Here is a 26,075-nt window from a genome sequence, read left to right as displayed (position 1 = left end):
GAGTTATAAATGGGATATTTAAATAACGTCACCGGTTACCGCGATGATTTACTGGCTAACCGCGCGATTGTGAAACACGGTAATTTCGCGCTGTTAACGCCAGACGGCCTGGTAAAAAATATTATTCCGGGATTTGAGAATTGTGACGCGACAATCCTGTCCACGCCAAAGCTGGGCGCTACGTTTGTCGATTATCTGGTGACGCTGCATCAAAATGGCGGTAATCAGCAGGGATTCGGCGGTGAAGGAATTGAAACGTTCCTGTATGTCATTTCTGGAAATATCACTGCCGAAGCCGAAGGAAAAACATTTGCCTTAAGCGAAGGGGGTTATCTTTATTGCCCACCAGGCTCCTTAATGACGTTTGTTAATGCCCAGGCCGAAGACAGCCAAATCTTTTTATATAAGCGCCGCTATGTTCCGGTAGAAGGTCATGCGCCGTGGCTGGTTTCTGGCAATGCCAGCGAACTGGAACGCATTCATTATGAAGGCATGGACGATGTTATTCTGCTGGATTTTCTGCCCAAAGAGTTAGGTTTTGATATGAACATGCATATCCTCTCTTTTGCGCCAGGTGCCAGCCATGGTTATATCGAAACACATGTTCAGGAACACGGTGCCTATATTCTTTCCGGTCAGGGGGTTTATAACCTCGACAATAACTGGATCCCGGTGAAAAAAGGCGATTACATCTTTATGGGCGCTTATTCTTTACAGGCTGGTTATGGCGTAGGGCGTGGTGAAGCGTTCAGCTATATTTACTCGAAAGATTGCAACCGCGACGTAGAGATTTAAGTCATACCGCTCGCCTGATTATTTTTAGCTATGTTGGATTTTGCCACGGTTTATACCGTGGCTTTTTTTGCGATAAATTCAGGTAAAAAAAGATGCGAAATAAATCGCATCCGCTTTAAAGGTAAGAATCAGAGTTTAATTCCCTGACCTATTTTAATGGCGCAGGCAATATTACGCGCGCAGTTGAAGAGATTGGCTTCACCACTGGCGAGCACTTCGGCTAAAGGTGCCAGACGCGGCAGAATGCTGAATACCGCGTCGATACCGTACTGGTGCACCACTTCCACGCCATCACCCAATACGCCAGCAATCCCAATCACCGGTACATTAAACTGCTTCGCCACCGACGCCACGCCCAGCGGCGCTTTACCGCCTGCCGTTTGTGAATCAATGCGCCCTTCCCCGGTGATCACCAGTGCCGCTCCCTGCACCGCCTGCTCCAGGTTGACCGCCCGCAGTACAATCTCAATACCCGGTTTAATATCCGCATTGAGGAACACCGCCGCCGCAATACCCATACCGCCCGCTGCGCCGCCGCCTGCCATCTGACAGACATTGATTTCCGTTTGCTGCTGCAAAACACGGGCGAAATTTTGCAGCCCCTGCTCCAGCTCTTCGACCATTTCCGGCGTTGCCCCTTTTTGCGGACCAAACACCGCCGCCGCGCCGCGTGCCCCTACCAGCGGGTTATCGACATCGCACGCCACTTCAATATGGCAGCTCGCCAGACGCGGATCGCATTCCTCCATCTCAATACTTGCTACACGGGCTAAATTGCCACCGTTTGCCGCCAGCGCCTGACCGTCGGCATCAATGAAACGCACACCGAGCGCCTGCGCCATGCCCATACCGCCGTCCACCGTCGCGCTGCCACCAATGCCGAGAATAATATGGCGAATGCCGCTATCGAGCGCATGGCGAATCAGCTCGCCGGTGCCATAACTTGACGCCAGCAACGGATTACGCTGTTCAGGCGCGACCAGCATCAGGCCACTTGCCGCCGCCATCTCAATCACCGCCGTTTTCCCGTCGCCGGTAAGGCCATAAAAAGCATTCACTTTTTCGCCCATCGGCCCACAGACTTCAAGCGTCACGATTTTGCCGCCCGTCGCGGCGACCATCGCATCCACCGTACCTTCGCCGCCATCCGCTATCGGCAAACAGATATATTGCGCATCGGGAAAGAGGGTCGAAAACCCGGCTTTAATTGCCTGACAACATTTTTCTGCACTTAAGCTCTCTTTAAACGAGTCTGGCGCAATGACAATTTTCATTATCAATCCTTTTTTCAACAAATTATTTGATGCGTTCCCACGGAATAAGATTATCCATAAGAACAGCCAGTAAAATTCCGACCAGTAAGCCGTTACTGAGCAGAGGACGAAGCGTTAATGGAAGGTCTTGCAGATACACAGGCGGTAATGCCATTAAAAATATGCCAACAAATAACGGCAATGCGAGTCGATAAATATTGCGAGCGGTAAAGGTTATTTGCTGGCTAAACACCAGCGCGGAAAAGAGTAAAGGTAGATAAGAAACCAGCATGACCGCGCTACTCACCGGTAAAGGGATACTACAAAACAGTCGCGTGAGTGCCGGAACCAGCGCCACCAGCAGGCAAATAACGCTGCCATAAATAAACGAACGCCGCGTGTAATCGCCGGTCTGGGTTAATAAACCAATGGATGAAACAAACGGTGAAAATGGAATTACCGCCAGCGGCACGGTTATCAGCGTCATAAATCCGGTCGCCACAAAGCTGCGACGATAACGCGTATTCCCCGCGCCCTGTTGCGGATAAAAAACATCCGTACCCCGAATCGCACCGTAGGTATTGCTGATATTTACCAGACCTGTAATCACCGCCGTCAGAATAATCCCCGGCGACAAAGCACCGCCACTGCCGAGCGGGAACCACTGCCAGTGCAACTCACCGGAGAGCGAGTGCGAAGCAGGAAAGCAAAAGTACCACAACAACCAGCCGGTTATGGTGCCGACCAGCAGGCCATAACGGGCAAAACGTTGCGGCAGGAAGATAATCATCCCCAGTACCAGGCACATCACCGCCACCGAGAGCGCGAACGGCGGTAACTGAATTTTAAAATTTGGGTCGGCTATGCCAAACGGCAGCCCGAGCATACCTTTGAAAAAGATAGTGGTCAGCTGCGCGCCCAGCATCAACATAAACAGGACCATCACCGACGGCGTAAATAACCGTGCCAGGCGATGACCTAATCCGCTAAAACCAATCAACATCGTCAGCACGCCGGAGAGTGCAATCCCCACCGCCAGACTGGTAGCGATATCGTTGATCGGTGTCCCGCGCGATGCTTCGCCAAGGGTGATAGTAAGGATAGTTCCCCACCACAGGCCGCCTGGCCCTTCCATAATAGCGCGACGATGACCGCAGAACGCCTGAGCAAAGCAGGCCAGTGCGGTAGCAAGAAAAGCATATTGCGTGAGTGTAAGCAGGCTACTTTGCGGCAACTGAAAAGCCGAAAGTAGCGTAGGAGGAACCACAACCGTGTTGCAAAAAATAAAGAAAAACCACTGAAATCCTGATAACAGGCTTTCGCGGCTCACTGCAAAATTGAACATAAACACACCTTAACCGGAGAATGCCCGCCGCAAGGACGGGCATTGCAGGGGCCAGATTACTGCTGATGTTTAAGGATAAATTGACCTTTCGGCGCAACAGGAAAGCCCTGTTCGATGTCGTAAATCACATCACCACGTAAGATGGTTTTCGTGATACGCGCGCCAATGGTACGGCCAACATACGGGCTGACTTTGTGGCGATATTCCAAATCGTCATTGGTAAGAACATAGCTGCTATTCGGCTGAATGAAGACAAAGTCGGCATCTTTTCCTGGGGCAATACGACCTTTTTGCTGCAGACCGAAAATATCTGCTGCATTAGTCGCCATTAATTTGCCAAACATTGCCAGAGACATACCGCGTTTCTGTACCGCTTCATCGAACATAACGTCCATGCAGCTTTGCAGACCGGCGATACCGCCCCATGCTTTCATGATGTTACCGGCTTTCATTTCCGGCGGGCATGGAGAGTGGTCGGAAACCAGGCAGTCGATTTCGCCGTTAAACAGTTTTTCCCACATGCCTTTCTGGTTTTCCAGATCGCGGATCGGCGGTGAACACTTCGCCAGGGTGCCAATTTCTTCGAACTGATCGGTATCCAGAACAAAGTAGTGCGGACAGGATTCACAGGTAACATCCTGACCTTCCTGACGAGCACGAGTCACTTCTTCAACACCTTCCGGGCTGCTGATGTGGCAAACGTGCAGACGGCAACCGGCAACTTTCGCCAGGTACAATACGCGGCGAATCGCTTCCACTTCGGTAAATACCGGACGAGAAGCCACATAGTCATGTGCGGTTACGCGACCTTCACGTTTCGCTTCTTCGCCAAGTTCGTCACAGATCAGCGCGTTTTCGCAGTGCACCAGCACCGGCTGTCCCAGTTCGCCCAGCTTCTGCGCACCTTTGAAGAACTGCCAGTCATTGACGTCACGGAAGTCGTTGTCGATACCGCGATCGCCACAGGTCGCAACGAAGCATTTGAAGCCGACAACGCCCACTTCATCCAGCTCGTGCAGACGGTCGATGTTGTAAGACACCAGGCCACCCAGTTGTGCCGCATCGACAGTCAACTTACCTTTAGCGGCGTCGAACTTCAGTTCAATCGATGCGCGGTCAACGGTTGCTGGCAACTGGTTGAGCGGCATTTCGATCATGGTGGTGATACCGCCTTTTGCCGCTGCGCGAGTGCCGGTTTCATAACCTTCCCAGTGGCTACGACCCGGTTCAGAAATATGGCTGTGCGCATCGACCATACCCGGAGAAACGACCAGACCAGACGCATCCATAACTTCTTTTGCATCGCCCAGATCCTGACCGATAGCGGCAATTTTTCCGCCTTTAACGGCAATATCTACAACACGAGCTTCGTTTTCTAAAATGACGGTGCCGTTTTTAATAATTAAATCAAAAGACATAACAAACTCCTTGTAAAATACAGATTATTTTTTAACTCAATGTTCAATATCGGGATTAATTAACCTGTGACTTTTTGCTCTCCTGTTTTTTCTACTGCTGTGCGTTTCTTTAATAAGGCGTAGGCCGCAAAGGCGACGATAACGCCAACAAACCATGAAACACGCGATAACGGTTCCATGACCGGAATAAATTTACCGCCGAGAGATAAAATAACCGCCACCAGAGTTACTGAGAATGCAGTGAGGTTAAAACCGTTATCGTAATATTTAAAATCACCTGCTGCGGTGTACAGCTCATCGAGATTGATTTGCCCGCGTATGACCACAAAATAATGCGCCATCATCACGCCAATTACTGGACCCAGCATCCCACCGATAATATCGAGGAACAGATAAATACTGTCCTGATTCTCCATTAATTTCCACGGACAGATCAGCAGGCTGATAATACTGGCAATCAGTACACCGTTTTTATAGGTCAGTTTCGTCGGTGCAATAGCGGCAATCTGATAACCGGCCGGAATAATATTACCGGTGGCGTTCGTGGAAATGGTCGTCATCAGAATAACCAGTACCGCAAAGAACGAGGCAAACAGGCTGTCCCAACGCTGAACAATATCCAGCACGTTCCAGGTATCCGCGCCGTAATGAATACTGGCTCCGGCAATAATACTCACCCCAGCGACCGCAAACAGGATATAAGCAACCACTAAACCCAGCGTTTGCCCCAGCGCCTGCTCACGAAACGAGTGGGCGTTTTGCGTAAAGTCGGATGCGCTCACCGCCGGTGCCGCCCAGACTGCAACTACCGCGTTAATCACCACCAGGAACAGGAAGCCACTGTTTTCTGCTTTCTGAATACCGCTCGGAATGTAGTCGAGGATTGGACCAATCCCTACCAGCGAAATCGCCCAAATCGCCATGCCGCCGAAAACGATATAGATGCACGGGTTAAGAATAGCGGTGAATTTATTTAATACTTTGCCGCCACCGAAGCCGATACCGACGTTCACCAGCCAGAAGAGCAAGAAGGTAATCAAGCCGGGCAGCGAAAGCCCTAACAGAGTGAAATCACCACCGAGAGTTAAAAATCCCGGCCAGATTTTGCCAATCAGAATCAAAAACGCCAGCGATCCGGCATAACACTGCAAACCAAACCACATAATGGCGGCAATCCCGCCTCTTAATAGTCCGGGAAACAGTGCGCCACGCACACCATACGAAGCTCGCAGGATCATGGCAAAAGGTACGCCGTATTTACTGCCCGCAGCACCGTTTAATACCATTACCGCAGCAATAAAAAAGGCGCTAAGGATAATTGCCAGCATAATACTAAAGGTAGACAAGCCGAGAATAAAAAAGCCGCCGACCATTACATAATTGGGAACGTTATGAACCGAACCCATCCATAAGGTAAAGTAGTTAAATGTTTTCCAGGTACGTTGATTTTGCGTTTTCGGTAATAAATCTTCGCTATATCCGCGTTGCTGGAATAGTTTTCTCTGATGTTCCATAAATCCCTCTTAATTTCACGTATCGAATAACGCTGTTTTAATCTAGCTATGAGGAACAAATAAAATAAAAATATTATTTTTAATACTGAAGCAACATCTTTGGCTGCTTTCTTTTTTAATATTGCTGGCCGATTCATTTTCTGATATCGGCCATTTTTATTGCGGGTATCAGGCGAGTTTATGATTCGCCATTAACTCCAGCGCCTGCACTAACGCAGAGTGATCCAACTGGCTGCCGCCGTTTGCCGCACAGGTATTAAATAACTCCTGGCAGGTTGCGGTGTTTGGCAGATTCAGCGCCAGTGCTTTCGCACTTTGCAGCGCCAGGTTGAGATCTTTCTGGTGCAGAGCGATTTTGAAGCCCGGATTAAAGGTACGTTTAATCATGCGCTCACCGTGAACTTCCAGAATGCGCGAGGAAGCAAAGCCGCCCATCAGCGCCTGCCGCACACGCACCGGATCGGCACCGGCTTTTGAAGCAAACAGCAGGGCTTCAGAAACCGCTTCAATATTGAGCGCCACGATAATCTGGTTTGCTACTTTACAGGTCTGACCGTCGCCGTTACCGCCCACGAGGGTGATATTTTTACCGAGCAGTTCAAACAGCGGTTTAACACGTTCAAATACCGCTTCGTCACCGCCAACCATAATTGACAATGTCCCTTCACGGGCGCCGATTTCGCCGCCGGAGACCGGCGCGTCGAGATAATCGCCGCCCAGTTCATTCACCTGACGGGCGAAACGTTTAGTTTCAATCGGTGAAATGGAACTCATATCAACAATGGTTTTGCCCTTCAGCGAGGCTTTAGTACAACCATTTTCACCAAACAGCACTTCTTCAACGTGCGGCGTATCCGGCACCATAATAAAAATGATGTCTGACGCTTCTGTTACCTTGCGCGCAGTTTCAACACCGACGGCACCGAGAGACAGTAATTCGTCAGCCACCGGACCGATGGTTGTGACATGCAGTTGATGACCGGCACGCGCCAGATTAATGGCCATCGGAGTACCCATAATGCCTAAGCCAATAAATCCCAGTTTCATAATTAACCTCTTTTAAATATCGGTATTCCTGAATGCAGACAACACGATCCCCTGCCGACGTAGCGGCCTAAAAAAGCATTGTCTGAACAGCGTTACGTTTTAACGGTACGGTTTCATCCAGCCTAAACCGGCTTCCGTGGTGGTTCTGGGTTTATATTCACAGCCAACCCAACCGTTGTAGTCAGAATTTTCAATTACCTTAAAGAGATAATCATAATTAATTTCTCCGGTTCCCGGTTCTCCACGATGTGGATTATCGGCGATTTGCAGATGTCCAATTTTATCGGCCCATTGGATCATGGTGTTGGTTAATTCACCTTCCATCCGCTGCATGTGATAAATGTCATACTGAATTTTCAAATTGCAGCAGCCTACGTCGTCAATCAGTTTCAACGCCTGCTGAGTTCCGGTGAGATGGAAACCAGGAATATCAAAATGGTTGATAGGCTCAATCAGTAATAAAATATCTTCTTTCATCAACATATTCGCGGCATAACGCAGGTTTTCCACAAGCGTTGCGTGAATCTGTTCACTGCTGAAACCCGCCGGAGTTTTACCGACCAGACAGTTGATTTTTTTATTACCCAGCGCACGAGCATAACGAATCGCCGCTGCTACGCCATCACGAAACTCTTCCTCACGGCCAGGAATACAGGCAATACCCCGCTCGCCCGCCGCCCAGTCACCCGCAGGTAAATTATGCAGCGTATGATCGAGTTTATTACTCGCCAGCACCTGTTTTAATTCTTCAATGTCGTAGTCATAAGGAAACATAAATTCAACGCCGCGAAAACCACACTGCGCGGCTTTCTCAAAACGGGCGAGAAAATCATATTCGCCAAATAACATCGATAAATTAGCAGAGAAACGTAACATTATTTATCTCCCCTATTCATAGTGCATGAAGCAGGTTTCAGTCGGTGCATCCACTGCGTTATCGGCGATATCTTCAAATTCCATGACGTTATCCAGTTCGCTACCCATAGAAATATTGGTTACTCGCTCCAGCATAATTTCTACCACCACCGGGACACGGTACTGATTCATTAAGACTTTCGCTTGTTCAAAGGCCGGAGCAATATCTTCCGGTTTGAAAACGCGAATCGCTTTACAGCCTAAACCTTCCGCCACTTTCACGTGGTCAACGCCGTAACCGTTCACATCACTGGAGTTAATATTTTCAAACGCGAGCTGTACGCAGTAATCCATATCAAATGCGCGCTGCGACTGACGAATCAGGCCGAGATAGGCGTTATTGACCAGCACATGGATGTACGGAATGTTGAACTGGGCGCCAACGGCTAATTCTTCAATCAGGAACTGGAAGTCGAAGTCACCGGAAATCGCCACCACATTACGCTCTGGATCAGCAGCACACACACCCAGCGCCGCCGGAATGGTCCAGCCCAGCGGGCCTGCCTGCCCACAGTTGATCCAGTGACGGTCTTTAAAGACATGCAGCATTTGCGCCGCAGCAATTTGTGACAGGCCGATGGTGGTGACATAGCAAACATCGCGACCAAAGGCTTTGTTCATCTCTTCATACACGCGCTGCGGTTTCACCGGCACGTTGTCGAAGTGAGTTTTACGCAGCAAAGTGCGTTTGCGTTGCTGGCAGTCGGCGACCCACTCTTTACGACACGGCAGACGACCGGCTTTTTGCATCTCCTGCGCCACTTCAACCAGCAGCGTCAGTGCCGCTTTGGCGTCGGAGACAATACCCAGATCCGGGCACAGTACGCGGCCAATTTGCGTCGGCTCAATATCGATATGGACGATTTTGCGCCCTTCGGTGTATTTCTCTACCGAACCGGTATGACGGTTGGCAAAACGGTTACCGATACCAAACACCATGTCGGACGCCAGCAACGTTGCGTTGCCGTAACGATGCGCGGTTTGCAGACCCACCATCCCGGCCATCAGTTCATGATCGTCCGGGATACAGCCCCAGCCCATCAGCGTTGGGATCACCGGAACGCTGGTCAGTTCAGCAAACTGTTGTAACAGCGCGGCAGCATCGGCGTTGATAACCCCGCCCCCGGCAACGATCACTGGACGCTCGGCCTGGATTAACATTTCTACAGCTTTTTCGATCTGCATACGGCTGGCAGCAGGTTTGTAGACCGGCAGCGGTTCGTACATGTTAGGATCAAACTCGATTTCCGCAACCTGTACGTCGAACGGTAAATCCACCAGTACCGGCCCCGGACGACCAAAACGCATCAGGTGAAATGCCTGTTGCAGCACACGAGGCACCAGCGCCGCTTCACGTACTGTAACCGCCATTTTACTGACCGGTTTAGCAATTGCTTCAATATCAACGGCCTGGAAATCTTCTTTATGCAGACGGGCGCGCGGAGCCTGACCGGTAATGCACAAAATAGGAATGGAATCAGCAGAAGCGGAATAGAGCGCAGTGATCATGTCAGTGCCTGCTGGTCCCGAGGTTCCCAGACATACGCCGATATTCCCTGCCGTTGCGCGGGTGTAGCCTTCCGCCATGTGCGACGCACCTTCCACGTGACGCGCCAGAATGTGACGAATACCGCCGTGCTTACGCATCGCTGAGTAGAAAGGATTGATTGCTGCTCCCGGAACGCCGAAGGCGGTGGTGATACCTTCTTTCTCCAGCACATACATTGCCGCGTCAACGGCTCTCATTTTTGCCATTTTATTCCTACCTCTATTAATTGGAAAAATTTTCCAACTTTCAAATTTTGTCAAAAAAACCCGCTCCGCAGAGCGGGATGCGACAGACACTATGGATGTGCTTTCAGTCCCAACGCCGTGCTGATATCGCGGGCGGTGTCTCTTACCAGCTCACCCTGACTGACAAAACGATCTTCTGTCAGTCTTGATGAAGGCCCGGAGATGGAGATAGCAGCAACAACACTACCCACATCATCATAAATTGCTGAAGCTATGCAATTCAGGCCAACAACATGCTCTTCTTTATCTACGGTATAGCCCAGTTCACGCGCTTGTTCCAGATCCTTCAGCAAGGTGGGCATATCCACAAGCGTAGTTGGCGTAAACTGCTGCAAACCGGTTTGCAGGATGATGCTCATCAGCTCCTCTTCCGCCAGCGGATAAAGCAGCGCCTTGCCTGCGCCGGAAGCATGTAACGGCAGACGACTGCCCAGCGGCGCACACATCCTGACCATCGATTTACACTCTAACTGACCAATTAATACCGCTTCATTGCCGTTACGAATCGCGACATTGACCGTCTCGCCGGAAAGCAACATCAGGCGGCGCATAAACGGTCCGGCGACGGAGAGGACATCGCGGTTATGGATGTACGCCGCTCCGACGTTAAAGACACCTAATCCTATATGCCACCAGCCTAACTGACTGTCCTGGTAGACAAAATCTGCAGCCTGTAAAACCTTCAGCAGGCGAAAGGTCGTGGAGAGCGGCAAATCCAGATTGAGAGAAATATCGCTAACCGACGAACTTCCCCCACTTTTTTCCAGATATTGCAGAATCGCAATTCCCCGCTCTAACGCCTGTGCGCCCTTCTGTGCCACAGGCTCCGCCTGTCCTGGCCTGCCGCGCCGTCTAACTTCCGTCATACCTACGTTAACTCCGACCTACAAGTGAGCATAAACAATGAACAATTCGTTTATCTTATGCAAGTCGGTTTCAGGCGTCACGCAAAACAGAGTTCCTGTTCAGGAATACTTTCAACATCACAGTTGTCGCTGCCGCCGCGATCGATGGTCAGAAAATCAGTGACTCGCTGCCAGGCGAAAAGCGGGTGATGCCAGACATTACGATGGTAATTCACGCCCTGCTCACCGTTGGTGATAAACGCCCGCAGCGTTGACAGATCTGGAGTTTCATCGCCTAACGCCACGACCACCACAAACGCTTCGCCTTTCATCGGGATAAACGCCTGAGTGCCCAGCGGATGACGCTCAAGTTCATGAATGGTCAGCGGCAGATTCGCCGGTTGCGCGCGGTTAATGCTGATAAGCGTACGGTCTTGCTCAAGAATCTCAACCAGCGCCAAATCGTGATAACGCTCCACCAGTCCATTGTTAATATGGAAAAAATCCCGTTGCTGCGTTTCGATTACGTCGCCATAAGCACTGAAGGCTTCCTGACTTAACGGTAATACCTGAAGTTTCATCTTTTTGTCCTTGTAACATAATTCCGTTCAACCAGCGCCGACCGGTCAGCTTGGTTTCAATAACAGGCAATCTAAAACCTTAAGAGAACAACATCAACACAAAAGTTGGAATATTTTTCCAAAACTAGATTTAGCCCACAAATCACGCAGGGTTATCATGTAAAAATACAGGTAAATAAAAGGACAGAAAATAACGCAACTCGCTGATTTAAAAAGGGGATACCTGAAGATGTTCGATCCAGAAACCTTGCGTACTTTCATTGCGGTTGCTGAAACAGGAAGTTTTTCAAAAGCGGCAGAACGATTATGTAAAACCACGGCGACCATCAGTTATCGCATTAAACTTCTGGAAGAAAATACCGGGGTGGCGCTGTTTTTCCGCACCACTCGCAGCGTGACATTGACAGCGGCTGGCGAGCATCTGCTTTGTCAGGCCAGAGACTGGCTGAGCTGGCTGGTAAGTATGCCCAGCGAGCTGCAACAGGTGAATGATGGCGTGGAACGCCAGGTGAATATTGTCATCAACAACCTGCTCTACAACTCCCAGGCCGTCGCCCAGTTGCTGGCGTGGCTGAATGAACGTTACCCGTTTACCCAGTTTCACATCTCCCGACAAATCTATATGGGCGTCTGGGACTCACTATTGTACGAAGGTTTTTCACTGGCTATCGGCGTCGCAGGAACCGAGGCGCTGGCAAATACTTTTAGCCTTGATCCTTTAGGTTCGGTGCAATGGCGCTTTGTCATGGCGGCGGATCATCCGCTGGCGAACGTTGAAGAGCCGCTCACAGAAGCGCAGTTACGGCGCTTTCCGGCGGTCAATATTGAAGACAGCGCCCGCACCTTAACCAAGCGAGTCGCCTGGCGATTGCCGGGGCAAAAAGAGATTCTCGTTCCGGACATGGAGACGAAAATCGCTGCCCATCTGGCGGGCGTTGGTATCGGTTTTTTGCCAAAATCACTTTGCCAGTCAATGATCGATAATCAACAACTGGTCAGCCGGGTCATTCCAACGATGCGCCCTCCTTCGCCATTGAGTCTGGCATGGCGCAAATTTGGTAGCGGCAAAGCGGTAGAAGATATTGTGACCTTGTTTACCCAGCGCAGACCAGAAATCAGCGGATTTTTAGAAATTTTCGGCAACTCACACAGTTAAAAATCAAGTTTCCTCGCGCGTTGGCGCGTAAAATAGCGCGCAAGCTGATTTGAGGTTCACTTTTAACTATGCAAGAGAGATACACGGAACAGGACTATCGTGCCCTGCTGATTGCTGATACGCCCATTATTGATGTTCGCGCCCCCATCGAGTTTGAGCAAGGCGCAATGCCCGCCGCTATCAACCTGCCGTTAATGAATAACGATGAACGCGCCGCCGTTGGCACCTGCTATAAACAGCAAGGGTCAGACGCGGCGCTGGCGCTGGGGCATAAACTGGTGGCGGGTGAAATTCGTCAGCAGCGCATGGACGCCTGGCGGGCAGCGTGCCTGCAAAATCCGCAAGGTATTCTCTGCTGCGCCCGTGGCGGTCAACGTTCACATATTGTGCAACGCTGGTTGCATGAAGCGGGAATTGATTATCCGCTGGTGGAAGGCGGTTATAAGGCACTGCGCCAGGCCGCGATTCAGGCGACCATTGAACTGTCACAAAAACCGATAGTACTGATTGGCGGTTGTACCGGCAGTGGTAAAACGCTGTTAGTGCAGCAACAGCCGAACGGTATCGATCTGGAAGGGCTGGCGCGTCATCGCGGCTCTGCTTTTGGTCGTACGTTGCAACCGCAACTTAGCCAGGCGAGTTTTGAAAACCTGCTAGCTGCCGAAATGCTAAAAACCGACGCCCGTCAGGATCTACGCCTGTGGGTACTGGAAGATGAAAGCCGGATGATTGGTTCTAATCACCTGCCGGAATGTCTGCGCGAGCGAATGACCCAGGCGGCGATTGCCGTGGTGGAAGACCCGTTTGAGATCCGTCTTGAACGCCTGAACGAAGAATATTTCTTGCGTATGCATCATGATTTTACCCACGCGTACGGCGACGAACAGGGCTGGCAAGAGTATTGCGAGTACCTGCATCACGGACTTTCGGGGATTAAGCGTCGGCTGGGGCTACAACGATATAACGAACTGGCTGCCCGACTGGATGCGGCGCTGGCAACGCAACTCGCAACCGGCAGCACCGACGGTCATCTGGCCTGGCTGGTGCCGTTACTTGAAGAGTATTACGACCCGATGTATCGCTATCAGCTTGAGAAAAAAGCAGAAAAAGTTGTCTTTCGCGGTGAGTGGGCGGAAGTGATGGAGTGGGTTAAGGCGCAGTGATGAGCGGTATTCTGAAACGGCGATTGTCGTGAGAACAGAATGATTGCAACAGAATACAGATATAAAAAAACCGACATGACAGTCGGTTTTTTATTTTTCCGCCCGAGAGTTGGTGGTTCTGGGCAGAGATGAAACAGTCCTCATCTAGCAAGTGAATTATAAGTCAGGATACCTACATATTCAAACAGCTATGCCGGCGCTAGTAATGATACTGCCTCAAGGGATTACCGCAGTGCGGAAAAGTACTTTTAAGTCCTGGTCAGGATACAGGTGGTGCTGATTCTGGTGCTCTGATTTGGAGAGAGGCAGTCCTCATCTAGCACATGAAGGAAAATCATAGTTACAGGCAACGTAAGGGTAAGCTGTGATTGTCTTTCTCCCTTAAGGGAGCAACGGATGAAAACTTTTCTCGATAAAGTTCTCATCGTTCTTAAGGCGCTGATCGCGCTGCTGGAACTGATCCGCCAGTTTATTGAATAACTGAGGAAACGTAGCTAAGGCCGAAGGTTTACCACCTTCGGCCTTTAACAAAACCGGCATGACAGTCGGTTTCAGATTGTTGCCAAAGGGCGCACTATTCATGCCGGATGCGCTACGCCTGTCATCACCCCGCAAACTGCCTGAACAGCGCCTTACCCTTAACCAGTCGCGCACCCAGCCAGCCGCCGAAAAGTGACAGCAGCAGCGCACCGCTGCACGGCAGCACAATCCACAATCGCCAGTCTGGCTCCCACGGGAAATCAAACACTTTCGATTGCAGTACCGCCAGCGCCGTTTCCGCGCCAATCGCGGCTACCAGGCCAGAAACAAACCCGAGCATGGCGAACTCACACCACAATGTCGTGCGCAGCAGTTTTTTGCCCGCACCGAGTGTGCGCCACACCACCAGCTCCTGATGGCGCTGACGCATTCCCACCTGCACCTGTGCCAGCAACAGCAACATACCGCAGGCGGTGACCAGCACTACCATCACTTCCAGCGCCCGACTTACCTGCTCCAGCACCTGGCCGACCTGTTTTAAAATCGCGCCAATGTCTAACAGGCTAATGGTCGGGAACTGGCGGTTGAGTTGCGTCAACATGCCGTTGCCGTTCTCCCAGCGGAAACTGGTGAGCCAGCTTTGCGGCTGCCCGTCCAGCGCCCCTTCCGAGAAAATAAAATAGAAATTAGGCCGCAGGCTTTCCCAGTCCACTTTGCGCAGGCTGGTTACTTTGGCGCGAAACTCCTTGGTATCGCCCATAAAAGTCACGGTATCGCCGAGGGCAACGTTTAAGCGTTTCGCCAGCCCCTCTTCCATCGACACTTCATCGGCTTTTGGCGGCCAGTTACCGGCGACAATCGGGTTATGATCGGGCCGCGTATTTTGCCAGGTGAGGTTGAGTTCGCGGTTGAGCGCCTCATCTTCATTGCCTTCTGTCGGCTTGCCGTTAATCGCCGTCAGCCGCGCCCGCACCACCGGATAAAACGATTCCGGGACTATTTGATGTTCCGCGAGGAACGCTTTTAGCGGCATAACCTGTTCTGTGGCGATGTTGATTAAAAAGTAGTTCGGGCTTTCTGGCGGTAACTGCTGCTGCCAGCGGTCGAGCAGATCGCCACGCAACACCAGCAGCAGTGCCAGCAGCATAAAGGAGAGCGAAAAGGCCGAAAGCTGGCTTAACGTTGACCACGGCTGGCGTAACAGGCGGCTGACCGCCAGACGCAAAGGTAGCGATTTCAGCGTCAGGCGGCGAAGTACATTAAGCAACATCCAGCCCAGCACACCGCACAGCAATGCCAGTACTACCGCGCCCGCCAGCACCGCCCAAAGCAGCATGCTGCCACCCATTAATCCGGCGAGCAGCAGCACAACCACCACACTGACAATCGGCAGATAAAACTTCAGCGGCCAGACGTTCGCTACCACATCATTACGTAATACGCGTAAAGGCTGCGTTGCCAGCAACAGGCGGTACGGTCGTAGCCCCACCAGCAGCGAGATGACCGTCATGGTGCCAAGCGCCCACAGCCACGGCCAGAGGCTGGCTGGCGGTAGTGCAGCAGGCAGAACGGGCTTGAGCAGCACCATCAACACGTTTTCGAACAACAGACCTATCGCCCCACCGGTAACGGCTGAAAGCGTCAGCACCATCAACCACTGACCGACGATTAGCTTACGCAGTTGCGCTCGCCCTGCCCCCAGCGTTTTGAGGATCGCCACCAGATCGTAGCGACTGCGACAGTAATGATTCATCGCCACCGCCACCGCTGCCACTGCCAGCAGCAAGGTCAGAAGCGCCGAAAGCAGCAGGAACTGCTGCGAGCGTTCCATCGATCGCCCCAGCGCGCCTTCGTCCTGTTCCAGACCGTACCAGCGTTGTTCGGGTTTAAGCTGAGGTAACAGCCATTTCTCATAGCCATCGAGCTGGTTCTCGTTGCCGCCGAATTTATAGCGCCAGGTGACCCGACTCCCCGGCTGCACAGCTCCGGTTTTATCGACATCCGCCAGATTCATCATCAGACGCGGAGCCATCTGGAAGGGGTTAAAACCGGAGTCCGGTTCCTGAATCACTTCTCCGGCAATCCGCAAGGTGGCATCGCCCACGTCAATGGTGTCGCCCGTTTTCAGGTTAAGGAGCGCCATCAGGCGTGGGGCCAGCAATACGCTGCCCGCCTGCGGTTTCAGGCCAGGGGGATTGGTTTGCAGATCGCCATACATCGGGTAGATATCATCCACCGCTTTGACGTTCGCCAGCTGCGGTGTATCGCCTGCAAATGTCATGGTGGCGAAAGTCAGCTGCTTGCCGACTTTCAGGCCGCGCTTTTGCGCTTCCTCCAGCCACGCTTGCGGCACTTCGCGCGAACTGCGCAACGCCCGATCGCCCGCCATAAACTCCCGGCTTTGCTGGCTTAAGCCCTTCTCCATACGATCGCTGATATTGCCCAGCGCCAGCACGCAGGCCACCGCCAGGCTTAGCGCCAGCCAGACAATTAATAGCGACGGCGAGCGCCATTCGCGCCAGAACCAACGTGCAATCATGCTTCCTCCTGCAACTGCCCGTTCACCAGCCGTAAGCAGCGGTCGCAGCGTGCCGCCAGTTGCAGGTCGTGGGTCACCATAATCAACGTGGTGCCATGTTCACGGTTGAGGGAAAACAGCAGGTCGGCAATTTTATCGCCCGTCTGGCGGTCAAGGTTGCCGGTAGGTTCATCGGCAAACAGCACATCAGGCCGACCGTTAAAGGCTCGCGCCAGCGCCACACGTTGCTGTTCGCCGCCGGAAAGCTGTGCCGGAAGATGATCAAGACGTTTACCCAGCCCTAACTGTTCGAGCAACGCTTTCGCTCCGTTACGACTTTCTACGCTACTCTCACCGCGCAGCAGCGCCGGAAGCTCGACGTTTTCCAACGCGTTAAGGGTAGGAATTAACATAAATGACTGAAAAACAAAGCCGACGTGCTTCGCGCGCAACTTTGCCCGCGCTTCTTCGTCCATATTATGTAGAGGTTGTCCCACCAGACTCACTTCGCCACTGCTGCCGTCATCCAGCCCGGCGAGGATCGCCAGCAAGGTTGACTTACCCGATCCCGACTCGCCCACCAGTGCGATGGTCTCGCCACGTTTGACAACCAGCTCAACTCCGGTGAGGATGGAGAGTTCATGCTCCCCCTGACCGACGGACTTCTTAAGATGATGAACTTCAACAATGTTTTCCGCTGGCATTTGCCCTTCCTGTTCCTGGTTCTGTTAACCTTCCGTGCCGCCGCAGCGGACACGTTATTAATTCTGGGTGATAGCCTGAGCGCCGGGTATCGAATGTCTGCCAGCGCGGCCTGGCCTGCCTTGTTGAATGATAAGTGGCAGAGTAAAACGTCGGTAGTCAATGCCAGCATCAGCGGCGACACCTCGCAACAAGGGCTGGCGCGCCTTCCGGCGCTGCTGAAACAGCATCAGCCGCGCTGGGTGCTGGTTGAACTGGGCGGCAATGACGGTTTGCGTGGTTTTCAGCCACAGCAAACCGAGCAAACGCTGCGCCAGATTTTGCAGGATGTCAAAGCCGCCAACGCTGAACCATTGTTAATGCAAATACGTCTGCCTGCAAACTATGGTCGCCGTTATAATGAAGCCTTTAGCGCCATTTACCCCAAACTCGCCAAAGAGTTTAATGTTCCGCTGCTGCCTTTTTTTATGGAAGAGGTCTACCTCAAGCCACAATGGATGCAGGATGACGGTATTCATCCCAACCGCGACGCCCAGCCGTTTATTGCCGACTGGATGGCAAAGCAGTTGCAGCCTTTAGTAAATCATGACTCATAAAGCAACGGAGATCCTGACAGGTAAAGTTATGCAAAAATCGGTCTTAATTACCGGATGTTCCAGTGGAATTGGCCTGGAAAGCGCGCTCGAATTAAAACGCCAGGGTTTTCATGTGCTGGCAGGTTGCCGGAAACCGGATGATGTTGAGCGTATGAACAGCATGGGATTCACCGGCGTGTTGATCGATCTGGATTCGCCAGAAAGTGTTGATCGCGCAGCCGACGAAGTGATCGCCCTGACCGATAATTGTCTGTATGGGATCTTTAACAATGCCGGATTCGGCATGTATGGCCCCCTTTCCACCATCAGCCGTGCGCAGATGGAACAGCAGTTTTCCGCCAACTTTTTCGGCGCACACCAGCTCACCATGCGCCTGTTACCCGCGATGTTACCGCACGGTGAAGGACGTATTGTGATGACCTCATCGGTGATGGGATTAATCTCCACGCCGGGTCGTGGCGCTTACGCGGCCAGTAAATATGCGCTGGAGGCGTGGTCAGACGCACTGCGCATGGAGCTGCGCCACAGCGGAATTAAAGTCAGCCTCATTGAGCCGGGGCCTATTCGTACTCGCTTTACCGACAACGTCAACCAGACGCAAAGTGATAAACCGGTCGAAAACCCCGGCATTGCTGCCCGCTTTACGTTGGAGCCTGAAGCGGTGGTCGCCAAAGTGCGCCATGCTTTTATTAGCGAGAAGCCGAAGATGCGCTATCCGGTAACGCTGGTGACCTGGGCAGTAATGGTGCTTAAGCGCCTGCTGCCGGGGCGCGTGATGGACAAAATATTGCAGGGGTGAGTTGAAGCGCGCGCTTAAGCCCCCATGTCAAAGAAAATATCGACAACAGAGAGCGACTCCATGTCCGTAGAAAATATTGTCAACATTAACGAATCTAACCTGCAACAGGTTCTTGAACAGTCGATGACCACTCCGGTGCTGTTCTATTTTTGGTCTGAACGTAGCCAGCACTGTTTGCAGTTAACCCCGATCCTGGAAAGCCTCGCGGCGCAGTATAACGGGCAATTTATTCTGGCGAAGCTGGACTGCGACGCGGAGCAGATGATTGCCGCCCAGTTTGGTTTGCGCGCGATTCCGACCGTGTATCTGTTCCAGAACGGGCAACCGGTAGACGGCTTCCAGGGACCGCAACCGGAAGAGGCGATCCGCGCCCTGCTGGATAAAGTGCTGCCGCGCGAAGAAGAGCTGAAAGCGCAGCAGGCGATGCAGCTGATGCAGGAAGGCAATTACACCGACGCCCTGCCATTGCTGAAAGACGCCTGGCAGTTGTCGAATCAGAACGGGGAGATCGGCCTGCTGCTGGCAGAAACGCTGATTGCGCTGAACCGTTCTGAAGATGCAGAAGCGGTGCTGAAAACCATTCCGTTGCAGGATCAGGACACCCGCTACCAGGGGCTGGTGGCGCAAATCGAACTGCTGAAGCAGGCGGCTGATACGCCGGAAATTCAACAGTTGCAACAGCAGGTGGCGGAGAATCCAGAAGATGCCGCACTGGCGACGCAACTGGCTCTGCAACTGCACCAGGTTGGGCGCAATGAAGAGGCGCTGGAGTTACTGTTTGGGCATCTGCGTAAAGATCTCACCGCCGCTGACGGTCAGACACGTAAAACGTTCCAGGAGATCCTCGCTGCGCTGGGTACGGGTGATGCGCTGGCGTCGAAGTATCGCCGCCAGTTGTATGCGTTGTTGTATTGATATTCGGTTGAGATGCGATGCTGCTTAGATTCGTAGGCATGATAAGACGTGCCAGCGTCGCATCAGGCATCCGAGCATAACCGCCGGATGCGGCGTGAACGCCTTATCCGGCCTACAAAACCGTGCAAATTCAATATATTGCAGGCTCCTTGTAGGCACGATAAGACGCGCCAGCATCGCATCATTTCTTCTTCAATTGCGTCACCACCAACTGGTGGCGCGAATTGTAAAACTTACGATAGGTTAAATAGCAGGCAATAATGGTCGACAAGCTGGCGGTTGAGAGCAACATAAACGTCACCATAATCTGATATTTAATCGCCTTCACCGGATCAATCCCGGCAAATATCAACCCGGACATCATTCCTGGTAAACTCACTAAGCCAACCGTTTTTGCTGAATCGACCGTCGGAATTAAAGCAGCGCGAATACTGTCGCGAATCAATATCGCTGAAGCCTGTTTCGGCGTCGCGCCAAGACTCAGTTTCTCCTGAATCTGTTGCTGTTCGCTAATGACCCGTTGCCCTAAATTGTTGTAACACAACCCCACCGCTACCATGGCGTTACCGGCTATCATCCCGGCGATAGGGATCACCTGCATCGGGATAAATTCAATCGACCCTGAGAGAATCAGCACCGCCAGGGTAATTCCCGCCCCGACCGTAATGGCAATAAACGATGAGATAAAAGCTTTAGCAATATATTTACTGCGTTTTTGCGCGTTCCACGCCGCATTAAAGCAGATAAATAACACCATCAATAATGTCAGGCTGGCATCATCCACGCTGAAAATATACTTCAGCACATAGCCAACAATAATCAGCTGAATTATCGCTCGCCCGACGCTCCAGAGAATATCTTTCTCCAGCGCCAGTTTTTCTTTATGGCTAATTAAGATTGCCACCACCACCAGCATTAATGCCAGTGCCAATGATTCGTTAGTAATATTATGCGAGTTCATAGCGTGCTTCCTGCATTTCTCCGGCATGCGGTTGCAGTGTAATCACCTTATCCGCATGATTAATTTCGTCTTTATCGTGTGTCACCCACAGCACAGCAATATTTTGCTCGCGCACATAACGGTGGATCATCTCATTGACGTTATGTTTATTACTTTCATCCAGTGCACTGGTAATTTCATCCAGCAATAATACCTTTGGCATAAATTGCAGATTACGAATCAATGAGATGCGTTGTTTTTCACCACCAGACAGTTCGGCGATATTTTTCGTCAAAATGGTGTCCGGCAAGGCGAAGCGTTCGAGGAAATCGAGAAAAATAGCCGGATCAGGCTGCTGGTTACGGATCTGCCAGGGAAAAATCAGGTTATCGTATACCGTGTCGCCAAACAGCGTTGGCGTCTGGGCGCAGTAAGAAACTTGCTGGCGGTAGGTTTCTGGCTTTAGTGTGCTGACATCCTCACCTTCAAACAGTAATGCTCCGCTGGTTGGGCTGATTAATGAAGCAACAATTTTCAGCAGCGTACTTTTGCCACAACCGGAAGGACCGGTAATTAACTTAAATTCGCCAGCACGCAGCGAAAAACTGATGTTATTAAGAATCTTCGCATCACCCGCCAGATATCCTACGTTTTGTAGCTGAAGCAAAGGACTATTTTCCTGCATCGCTGTTCCCTTTATCTCATTTTTAATAAAAACAGTTTATCCTCCACAAGAATAAGGGGGAACTCCCTTTCAGTAATCAGGTATAATTTGTTTAATCAAGCAGCAACTTTGCTCATTATGGACGGTACAACAGGAGGTTTTTCCGATGCTTATCTTTATCCCGATTCTCATTTTTGTCGCGCTGGTGATTGTCGGCGCAGGCGTCAAAATCGTGCCGCAGGGCTATCAGTGGACGGTAGAACGTTTTGGTCGCTATACCAAAACGCTACAACCGGGGCTAAGTCTGGTGGTGCCGTTTATGGATCGCATTGGTCGCAAGATCAATATGATGGAGCAAGTGCTCGATATCCCTTCCCAGGAAGTTATCTCGAAAGATAACGCCAACGTGACCATCGACGCAGTCTGTTTTATTCAGGTGATTGATGCCCCGCGCGCCGCTTATGAAGTCAGCAATCTGGAGCTGGCAATCATCAACCTGACCATGACCAACATCCGTACCGTGCTTGGCTCAATGGAACTGGACGAAATGCTCTCCCAGCGAGACAGCATTAACTCGCGCCTGCTGCATATTGTCGATGAAGCCACCAACCCGTGGGGGATTAAAGTCACCCGTATTGAAATTCGCGACGTGCGCCCGCCGGCAGAGCTTATCTCTTCGATGAACGCGCAGATGAAAGCGGAACGTACCAAACGCGCTTACATCCTTGAGGCGGAAGGGATCCGTCAGGCGGAAATCCTCAAAGCCGAAGGTGAAAAACAGTCGCAAATCCTGAAAGCGGAAGGCGAACGTCAGTCGGCGTTTTTACAGGCTGAAGCGCGTGAACGTTCCGCTGAAGCGGAAGCTCGCGCGACCCAAATGGTGTCTGAAGCCATCGCCTCCGGTGATATTCAGGCGGTGAACTATTTCGTGGCGCAGAAATACACCGAAGCGTTGCAACAGATCGGTTCGTCCAGTAACAGCAAAGTGGTGATGATGCCATTAGACGCCAGCAGCCTGATGGGGTCGATTGCCGGGATTGCCGAACTGGTGAAAGACAGCGCCAACGAGCGAAATAAATCATGATCGAGCTGCTGGTAGTACACCCGCATATTTTCTGGCTGAGTCTCGGCGGTTTATTGCTGGCTGCCGAGATGCTGGGCGGAAACGGTTATCTGTTGTGGAGCGGTGTCGCGGCAGTGATTACTGGCCTGGTGGTCTGGCTGCTGCCGCTGGGGTGGGAATGGCAAGGGGTGATGTTTGCTGTCCTGACGCTGCTCGCTGCCTGGCTATGGTGGAAATGGTTGTCGCGGCGGGTACGCGAACAAAAGCACAGCGACAGCCATTTAAACCAGCGTGGCCAGCAGTTGATTGGCAGACGATTTGTGCTGGAATCACCGTTAGTCAACGGACGCGGTCATATGCGCGTCGGCGACAGTTCATGGCCGGTCAGCGCCAGCGAAGATCTCGGCGCAGGTACGCATGTTGAGGTGATTGCGATTGAAGGGATAACGCTGGTCATCCGTGCGGTCATCGCCTGATGCGACGCTGACGCGTCTTATCATGCCTGGAAGTCTGTGCCTGATTGTAGGCCGGATAAGGCGTTCTCGCCGCATCCGGCAATTATGCACGAATGCCTGATACGATACTGACGCGTTTTATCATGCCAACAAGTCTGTGCCCGAATCGTAGGCCGCATCCACCATGTAATCTGGCATTGGTAATTTACTCTTCCTGGCCTTTATTCATACCTTTCTGGTCTTCATCCGGATAATGTTTTTTTAAATATTCCAGGACGTTTTTATTGACCTTATGTTGGGTATACACCCACCCTTTCCAGTAATCGGGCTGATCCAGGTAAACTTCTGGCGGAATAGTGAAATCAGAAAGCGTTAACCATTCGGCTAACAGATCGGGGTTCCTCTTCTGGATCAACTGCAACAGCATGATCAGCGACATAGCAGAGGCAGGAGCCGTACTATCGCCGCTTAAATACTTCCACACCGTGGAGCGATTCGAACGAAAAAGGATAGGGAGTAATGCCCTGTCCAGATTCATTTCATTAAAAATCTTCTCAAATTCATTCATTTAATTTTCCTGCCTGGCGTAAACCTCTTAAAAATTGAGATTTATCAAAGAAACGCATTCTAACATACATCAGCAACAGCATCACGTTTAGTCCAGAAACGGAGTTTATTTCGCTTATCAAAACAAGTCTTTACGATTTCTTACAGAGAAACGGCACAAAATGATTTTCCATTTTATTTCTAATGGAAACTTTTTTAGTTTCTATTAGGCAGTGTTTACGCTTACACCGCATAAAAACGCGCTTTACATCACACAAATGCCAGCGTAGATTTCGATCAATACGAAACGCATAATATTTCTTATAACAACAATTAATGTTGCTATAAGAAACATAAATGCGACTTACTTTGATTGAGAAAAAATGAATGAAAACTGTAAAGATATCTTTACTGGCTGTCGTTATTGCTACTACTGTCAGTCCATCTGCCTTTGCGGGTGATACGATTGAGGCGGCAGCGACAGAACTGGAGGCAATCCAACCTGGGATGTCACATGAAGAAGTTGACCAGAAAATTGGACGCTTCATGATTCGTACTGGAAATACAGAAGCCGCGCAAGACTATCTGTTTTCGCATGGGTATATATCTTCAGAGACGGGCGAAAATATCTCCCCAGAACAGACCCAGGCAGACCGCGATGCGGCACAGGATACAGCCATCCAGAATGCGCAAACCACCGCTAACACAGCAGTGTCGACCGCCAATGAAGCGCACCAGGCCATTACGTCAGCGCAAACCGAGATTGACGCCAGCAAAGCGGCTATTCATAAAAATACTGACGACATTATCGAACAGAAGAACATTCTTAGAGCACAACAAGACCAAATTACCGATACGCAAAAAACGATTGCTGCTACCGGAGATGTTCAGACCGCCGCCCGTTATCAAAGCATGGTAAACGCCCGTCAGGACGCTGCGGATAACGCACAGCAGCAACAAGCCGAAGCTCAACAAACGCAGATTACCGAACAGCAAAAGCAAATCGAAGCTACACAAAAAACGGTTGCTGCTACCGGTGATGTTCAGACAGCCGTCCGTTATCAAAGCATGGTTAATGCCCGTCAGGCTGCCGCCGACAATGCGCAGCAATCACAAGCCGAAGCCCAGCAAACGCAGATTGCGGAACAACAGGCACAGCTCGAAGCCACACAAAAAACGGTCGCAGCTACCGGTGATGTTCAGACCGCCACCCGTTATCAGGGAATGGTCAACGCTAAACTGGCTGCGGAAAATGAAGCCAGCACGCGCGCTTCTGCGGAACAAGGGAAAAAAATTGACGCTCTTTCTTCTACCATGACGACGGTATCTCAAAGTGTTGCTACCGAGAACCACACAAAAGAACTGGAAGAAATTCATGGCGATATAACAAAAACCAACACTGCAGTAAGCAAGCTGGCGGCACAACAACAGATAGATAGCGTTCATTACGGTGAACAAATTCAAAACCTGGTGCAGGATTCCACCGATACACATCAGCAGTTATCAACCACTCAAAAACGAGTAGCGGATAACAGCCAACAAATTAATACGCTCAATAACCATTTCAGCTCACTGAAAAACGAAGTTGAAGACAACCGTAAAGATGCCAATGCGGGGATCGCGTCAGCTATTGCCATTGCCTCACAGCCGCAGGTGAAAACCGGTGATTTAATGATGGTGTCTGCGGGCGCAGGAACGTTTAATGGTGAATCAGCGGTATCTGTCGGCACGTCTTTTAATGCCGGGATCCACACAGTAATTAAAGCTGGAGTTTCTGCGGATACGCAATCTGATTTCGGTGCGGGTGTCGGTGTGGGATATTCGTTCTAAAATTTTACCAGACACCTTATAAATACCAATAAAAAACAGAACTATTGAATAAATTAGAGCAAGGACGTTTGCCTAATATCACCTCTTCATTAATTCTCATATTATTTAAGGTTAACAATGATGAATAGCACCATTAAATCGATTTCCCTGCTGGCGTTAATCATGCTGGCTGGTTGTAGCTCTCCCGCGTCTCGCATTGCAGATTGCCAGGCGCAAGGCGTATCTCATGACACCTGTTATCTTGCCGAACAACAGCGTCAGGCGGCTATTTTAAGTGCATCCGAAGCGCAGGCATTTAAAAATGCAGAAGCCGCACAACATGCCCAGGCGACAAAGAAAGCCATTTATAAAGGATTTGGCATGACCTTTAGAATGAGCAGTAAGAACTTTGCTTATCTCAATGATTCATTATGTGCGATTGATGAAGATAATGCCGATGCCACAGTTTATCAGTCGGGTCTGTATAACGTGATTGTTTATCATCACACAGGAAAAGTCGCATTAATGAAGGAAGGCCAGTTTGTAGGCTATTTAAAATGAAGGATGAAAAGAAAATATCCCTGACACATATTTTGATTATCGGCGCCTTTATTTTTGCTTTCTTGCAAGTGGTATTATTAGCCTCCCTGGTTCATGCGGTAAATGTTAACAATGAAATCCAGGAAGGCTTATTTCAGTCTGGGCGCATTATGGTAGAAAGTTTGCAGCACATTCTTTCTGTGCAAACGGGAATTAACTGAT

At 50.9% G+C, this 26,075-nt stretch carries 25 protein-coding genes and 1 pseudogene; 12 read left to right on the top strand and 14 right to left on the bottom strand.

The features are described from left to right. The first annotated feature begins 9 nt into the window (after positions 1 to 9). Positions 10 to 795: a (S)-ureidoglycine aminohydrolase gene (gene allE, locus WC5_RS09435; protein WP_000540971.1), complete on the top strand. Its 786-nt coding sequence runs from the start codon at positions 10 to 12 to the stop codon at positions 793 to 795. A gap of 128 nt (positions 796 to 923) precedes the next feature. Here allE and glxK read toward each other — a convergent pair whose 3' ends face one another. The 9 genes from glxK to allA form a co-directional block, all read right to left on the bottom strand. Continuing rightward, the gene (gene glxK / locus WC5_RS09440) at positions 924 to 2,069 is read right to left on the bottom strand and encodes a glycerate 3-kinase (protein WP_000706364.1); all 1,146 of its coding nucleotides are present in this window, start codon (positions 2,067 to 2,069) and stop codon (positions 924 to 926) included. A 22-nt stretch (positions 2,070 to 2,091) separates the two neighbouring features. After that, complete coding sequence (locus WC5_RS09445) at positions 2,092 to 3,393, bottom strand: uracil/xanthine transporter (protein ID WP_010349519.1); 1,302 nt, start codon at positions 3,391 to 3,393, stop codon at positions 2,092 to 2,094. 56 nt (positions 3,394 to 3,449) lie between these two features. After that, positions 3,450 to 4,811, bottom strand: coding sequence for an allantoinase AllB (gene allB, locus WC5_RS09450; protein WP_000006874.1), 1,362 nt, complete (start codon positions 4,809 to 4,811; stop codon positions 3,450 to 3,452). Positions 4,812 to 4,870: 59 nt separating this feature from the next. Further along, complete coding sequence (locus tag WC5_RS09455; RefSeq protein WP_000401081.1) at positions 4,871 to 6,325, bottom strand: allantoin transporter; 1,455 nt, start codon at positions 6,323 to 6,325, stop codon at positions 4,871 to 4,873. Positions 6,326 to 6,493: 168 nt separating this feature from the next. After that, positions 6,494 to 7,372, bottom strand: a complete 879-nt coding sequence (glxR, locus tag WC5_RS09460) for a 2-hydroxy-3-oxopropionate reductase (RefSeq protein ID WP_000765821.1) — start codon at positions 7,370 to 7,372, stop codon at positions 6,494 to 6,496. A 99-nt stretch (positions 7,373 to 7,471) separates the two neighbouring features. Beyond that, positions 7,472 to 8,248, bottom strand: a complete 777-nt coding sequence (gene hyi / locus WC5_RS09465) for a hydroxypyruvate isomerase (protein WP_000943548.1) — start codon at positions 8,246 to 8,248, stop codon at positions 7,472 to 7,474. A gap of 12 nt (positions 8,249 to 8,260) precedes the next feature. Next, a complete protein-coding gene (gene gcl, locus WC5_RS09470; RefSeq protein ID WP_010349523.1) occupies positions 8,261 to 10,042 on the bottom strand; it encodes a glyoxylate carboligase in 1,782 nt (593 codons plus the stop codon). Between the two features lie 89 nt (positions 10,043 to 10,131). After that, complete coding sequence (gene allR / locus WC5_RS09475; protein WP_000141275.1) at positions 10,132 to 10,947, bottom strand: HTH-type transcriptional repressor AllR; 816 nt, start codon at positions 10,945 to 10,947, stop codon at positions 10,132 to 10,134. A gap of 77 nt (positions 10,948 to 11,024) precedes the next feature. Continuing rightward, entirely contained in the window at positions 11,025 to 11,507 is a 483-nt protein-coding gene (gene allA / locus WC5_RS09480) for an ureidoglycolate lyase (protein ID WP_000776382.1), read from the bottom strand. A gap of 229 nt (positions 11,508 to 11,736) precedes the next feature. Between allA and allS the strand changes: the two genes are divergently transcribed. From allS to dinQ, 3 genes are all read left to right on the top strand, one after another. Then, positions 11,737 to 12,663, top strand: coding sequence for an HTH-type transcriptional activator AllS (gene allS, locus WC5_RS09485; protein WP_000460123.1), 927 nt, complete (start codon positions 11,737 to 11,739; stop codon positions 12,661 to 12,663). A gap of 68 nt (positions 12,664 to 12,731) precedes the next feature. After that, positions 12,732 to 13,826, top strand: a complete 1,095-nt coding sequence (mnmH, locus tag WC5_RS09490; RefSeq protein WP_001158161.1) for a tRNA 2-selenouridine(34) synthase MnmH — start codon at positions 12,732 to 12,734, stop codon at positions 13,824 to 13,826. Between the two features lie 396 nt (positions 13,827 to 14,222). After that, on the top strand, positions 14,223 to 14,306 hold the full coding sequence (gene dinQ / locus WC5_RS26025) for a damage-inducible type I toxin DinQ (RefSeq protein WP_349808740.1): 84 nt from the start codon (positions 14,223 to 14,225) through the stop codon (positions 14,304 to 14,306). A 124-nt stretch (positions 14,307 to 14,430) separates the two neighbouring features. Here dinQ and ybbP read toward each other — a convergent pair whose 3' ends face one another. Both ybbP and ybbA read right to left on the bottom strand, forming a co-directional pair. Further along, on the bottom strand, positions 14,431 to 16,845 hold the full coding sequence (gene ybbP, locus WC5_RS09495) for a putative ABC transporter permease subunit YbbP (RefSeq protein ID WP_000561863.1): 2,415 nt from the start codon (positions 16,843 to 16,845) through the stop codon (positions 14,431 to 14,433). Continuing rightward, positions 16,842 to 17,528: a putative ABC transporter ATP-binding protein YbbA gene (gene ybbA / locus WC5_RS09500; protein WP_001110581.1), complete on the bottom strand. Its 687-nt coding sequence runs from the start codon at positions 17,526 to 17,528 to the stop codon at positions 16,842 to 16,844. Before ybbA ends, ybbP begins: the two co-directional genes overlap by 4 nt. Here ybbA and tesA point away from each other — a divergent pair. The 3 genes from tesA to cnoX are packed head-to-tail and all read left to right on the top strand — an operon-like array spanning position 17,499 to position 19,836. Then, complete coding sequence (gene tesA / locus WC5_RS09505) at positions 17,499 to 18,122, top strand: multifunctional acyl-CoA thioesterase I/protease I/lysophospholipase L1 (protein ID WP_024192212.1); 624 nt, start codon at positions 17,499 to 17,501, stop codon at positions 18,120 to 18,122. The genes ybbA and tesA overlap by 30 nt on opposite strands. Next, entirely contained in the window at positions 18,112 to 18,921 is an 810-nt protein-coding gene (ybbO, locus tag WC5_RS09510; protein ID WP_000148956.1) for an NADP(+)-dependent aldehyde reductase, read from the top strand. Before tesA ends, ybbO begins: the two co-directional genes overlap by 11 nt. Positions 18,922 to 18,981: 60 nt before the next feature. Continuing rightward, positions 18,982 to 19,836: a chaperedoxin gene (gene cnoX, locus WC5_RS09515; protein ID WP_001295322.1), complete on the top strand. Its 855-nt coding sequence runs from the start codon at positions 18,982 to 18,984 to the stop codon at positions 19,834 to 19,836. Positions 19,837 to 20,017: 181 nt separating this feature from the next. Here cnoX and fetB read toward each other — a convergent pair whose 3' ends face one another. Together fetB and fetA are read right to left on the bottom strand one after the other, a co-directional pair. Continuing rightward, positions 20,018 to 20,797, bottom strand: coding sequence for an iron efflux ABC transporter permease subunit FetB (fetB, locus tag WC5_RS09520; RefSeq protein ID WP_001295323.1), 780 nt, complete (start codon positions 20,795 to 20,797; stop codon positions 20,018 to 20,020). Further along, positions 20,784 to 21,461, bottom strand: a complete 678-nt coding sequence (gene fetA, locus WC5_RS09525; RefSeq protein ID WP_001157544.1) for an iron efflux ABC transporter ATP-binding subunit FetA — start codon at positions 21,459 to 21,461, stop codon at positions 20,784 to 20,786. Before fetA ends, fetB begins: the two co-directional genes overlap by 14 nt. 145 nt (positions 21,462 to 21,606) lie before the next feature. On the opposite strand from fetA, the gene WC5_RS09530 reads away from it, so the two are divergent. Beyond that, positions 21,607 to 22,524: an SPFH domain-containing protein gene (locus WC5_RS09530; protein ID WP_000904498.1), complete on the top strand. Its 918-nt coding sequence runs from the start codon at positions 21,607 to 21,609 to the stop codon at positions 22,522 to 22,524. Beyond that, positions 22,521 to 22,979, top strand: a complete 459-nt coding sequence (locus WC5_RS09535; RefSeq protein ID WP_000571574.1) for an NfeD family protein — start codon at positions 22,521 to 22,523, stop codon at positions 22,977 to 22,979. Before WC5_RS09530 ends, WC5_RS09535 begins: the two co-directional genes overlap by 4 nt. A 184-nt stretch (positions 22,980 to 23,163) precedes the next feature. On the opposite strand, the gene WC5_RS09540 is transcribed toward WC5_RS09535, so the two are convergent. Beyond that, positions 23,164 to 23,526 (bottom strand): hypothetical protein, encoded by a 363-nt coding sequence (locus WC5_RS09540; RefSeq protein ID WP_001001641.1) that lies wholly within the window; start codon positions 23,524 to 23,526, stop codon positions 23,164 to 23,166. 1,424 nt (positions 23,527 to 24,950) lie between these two features. On the opposite strand from WC5_RS09540, the pseudogene WC5_RS26165 reads away from it, so the two are divergent. The 3 genes and pseudogenes from WC5_RS26165 to WC5_RS09555 all read left to right on the top strand — a co-directional run. Beyond that, positions 24,951 to 25,334 (top strand): annotated as a pseudogene (locus tag WC5_RS26165) (YadA C-terminal domain-containing protein); the annotation flags it as partial. A gap of 117 nt (positions 25,335 to 25,451) precedes the next feature. Beyond that, a complete protein-coding gene (locus WC5_RS09550) occupies positions 25,452 to 25,874 on the top strand; it encodes a hypothetical protein (RefSeq protein ID WP_016231612.1) in 423 nt (140 codons plus the stop codon). After that, a complete protein-coding gene (locus WC5_RS09555) occupies positions 25,871 to 26,074 on the top strand; it encodes a hypothetical protein (RefSeq protein ID WP_000650965.1) in 204 nt (67 codons plus the stop codon). The genes WC5_RS09550 and WC5_RS09555 overlap by 4 nt, the downstream gene beginning before the upstream one ends. Position 26,075 lies beyond the last annotated feature (1 nt).

This window comes from Escherichia sp. KTE114 (assembly GCF_000407765.1).
Classification (GTDB): domain Bacteria; phylum Pseudomonadota; class Gammaproteobacteria; order Enterobacterales; family Enterobacteriaceae; genus Escherichia; species Escherichia ruysiae.
Note: the sequence above shows the minus strand (reverse complement) of the source record. Positions and strands in the feature narration are given on the sequence as shown.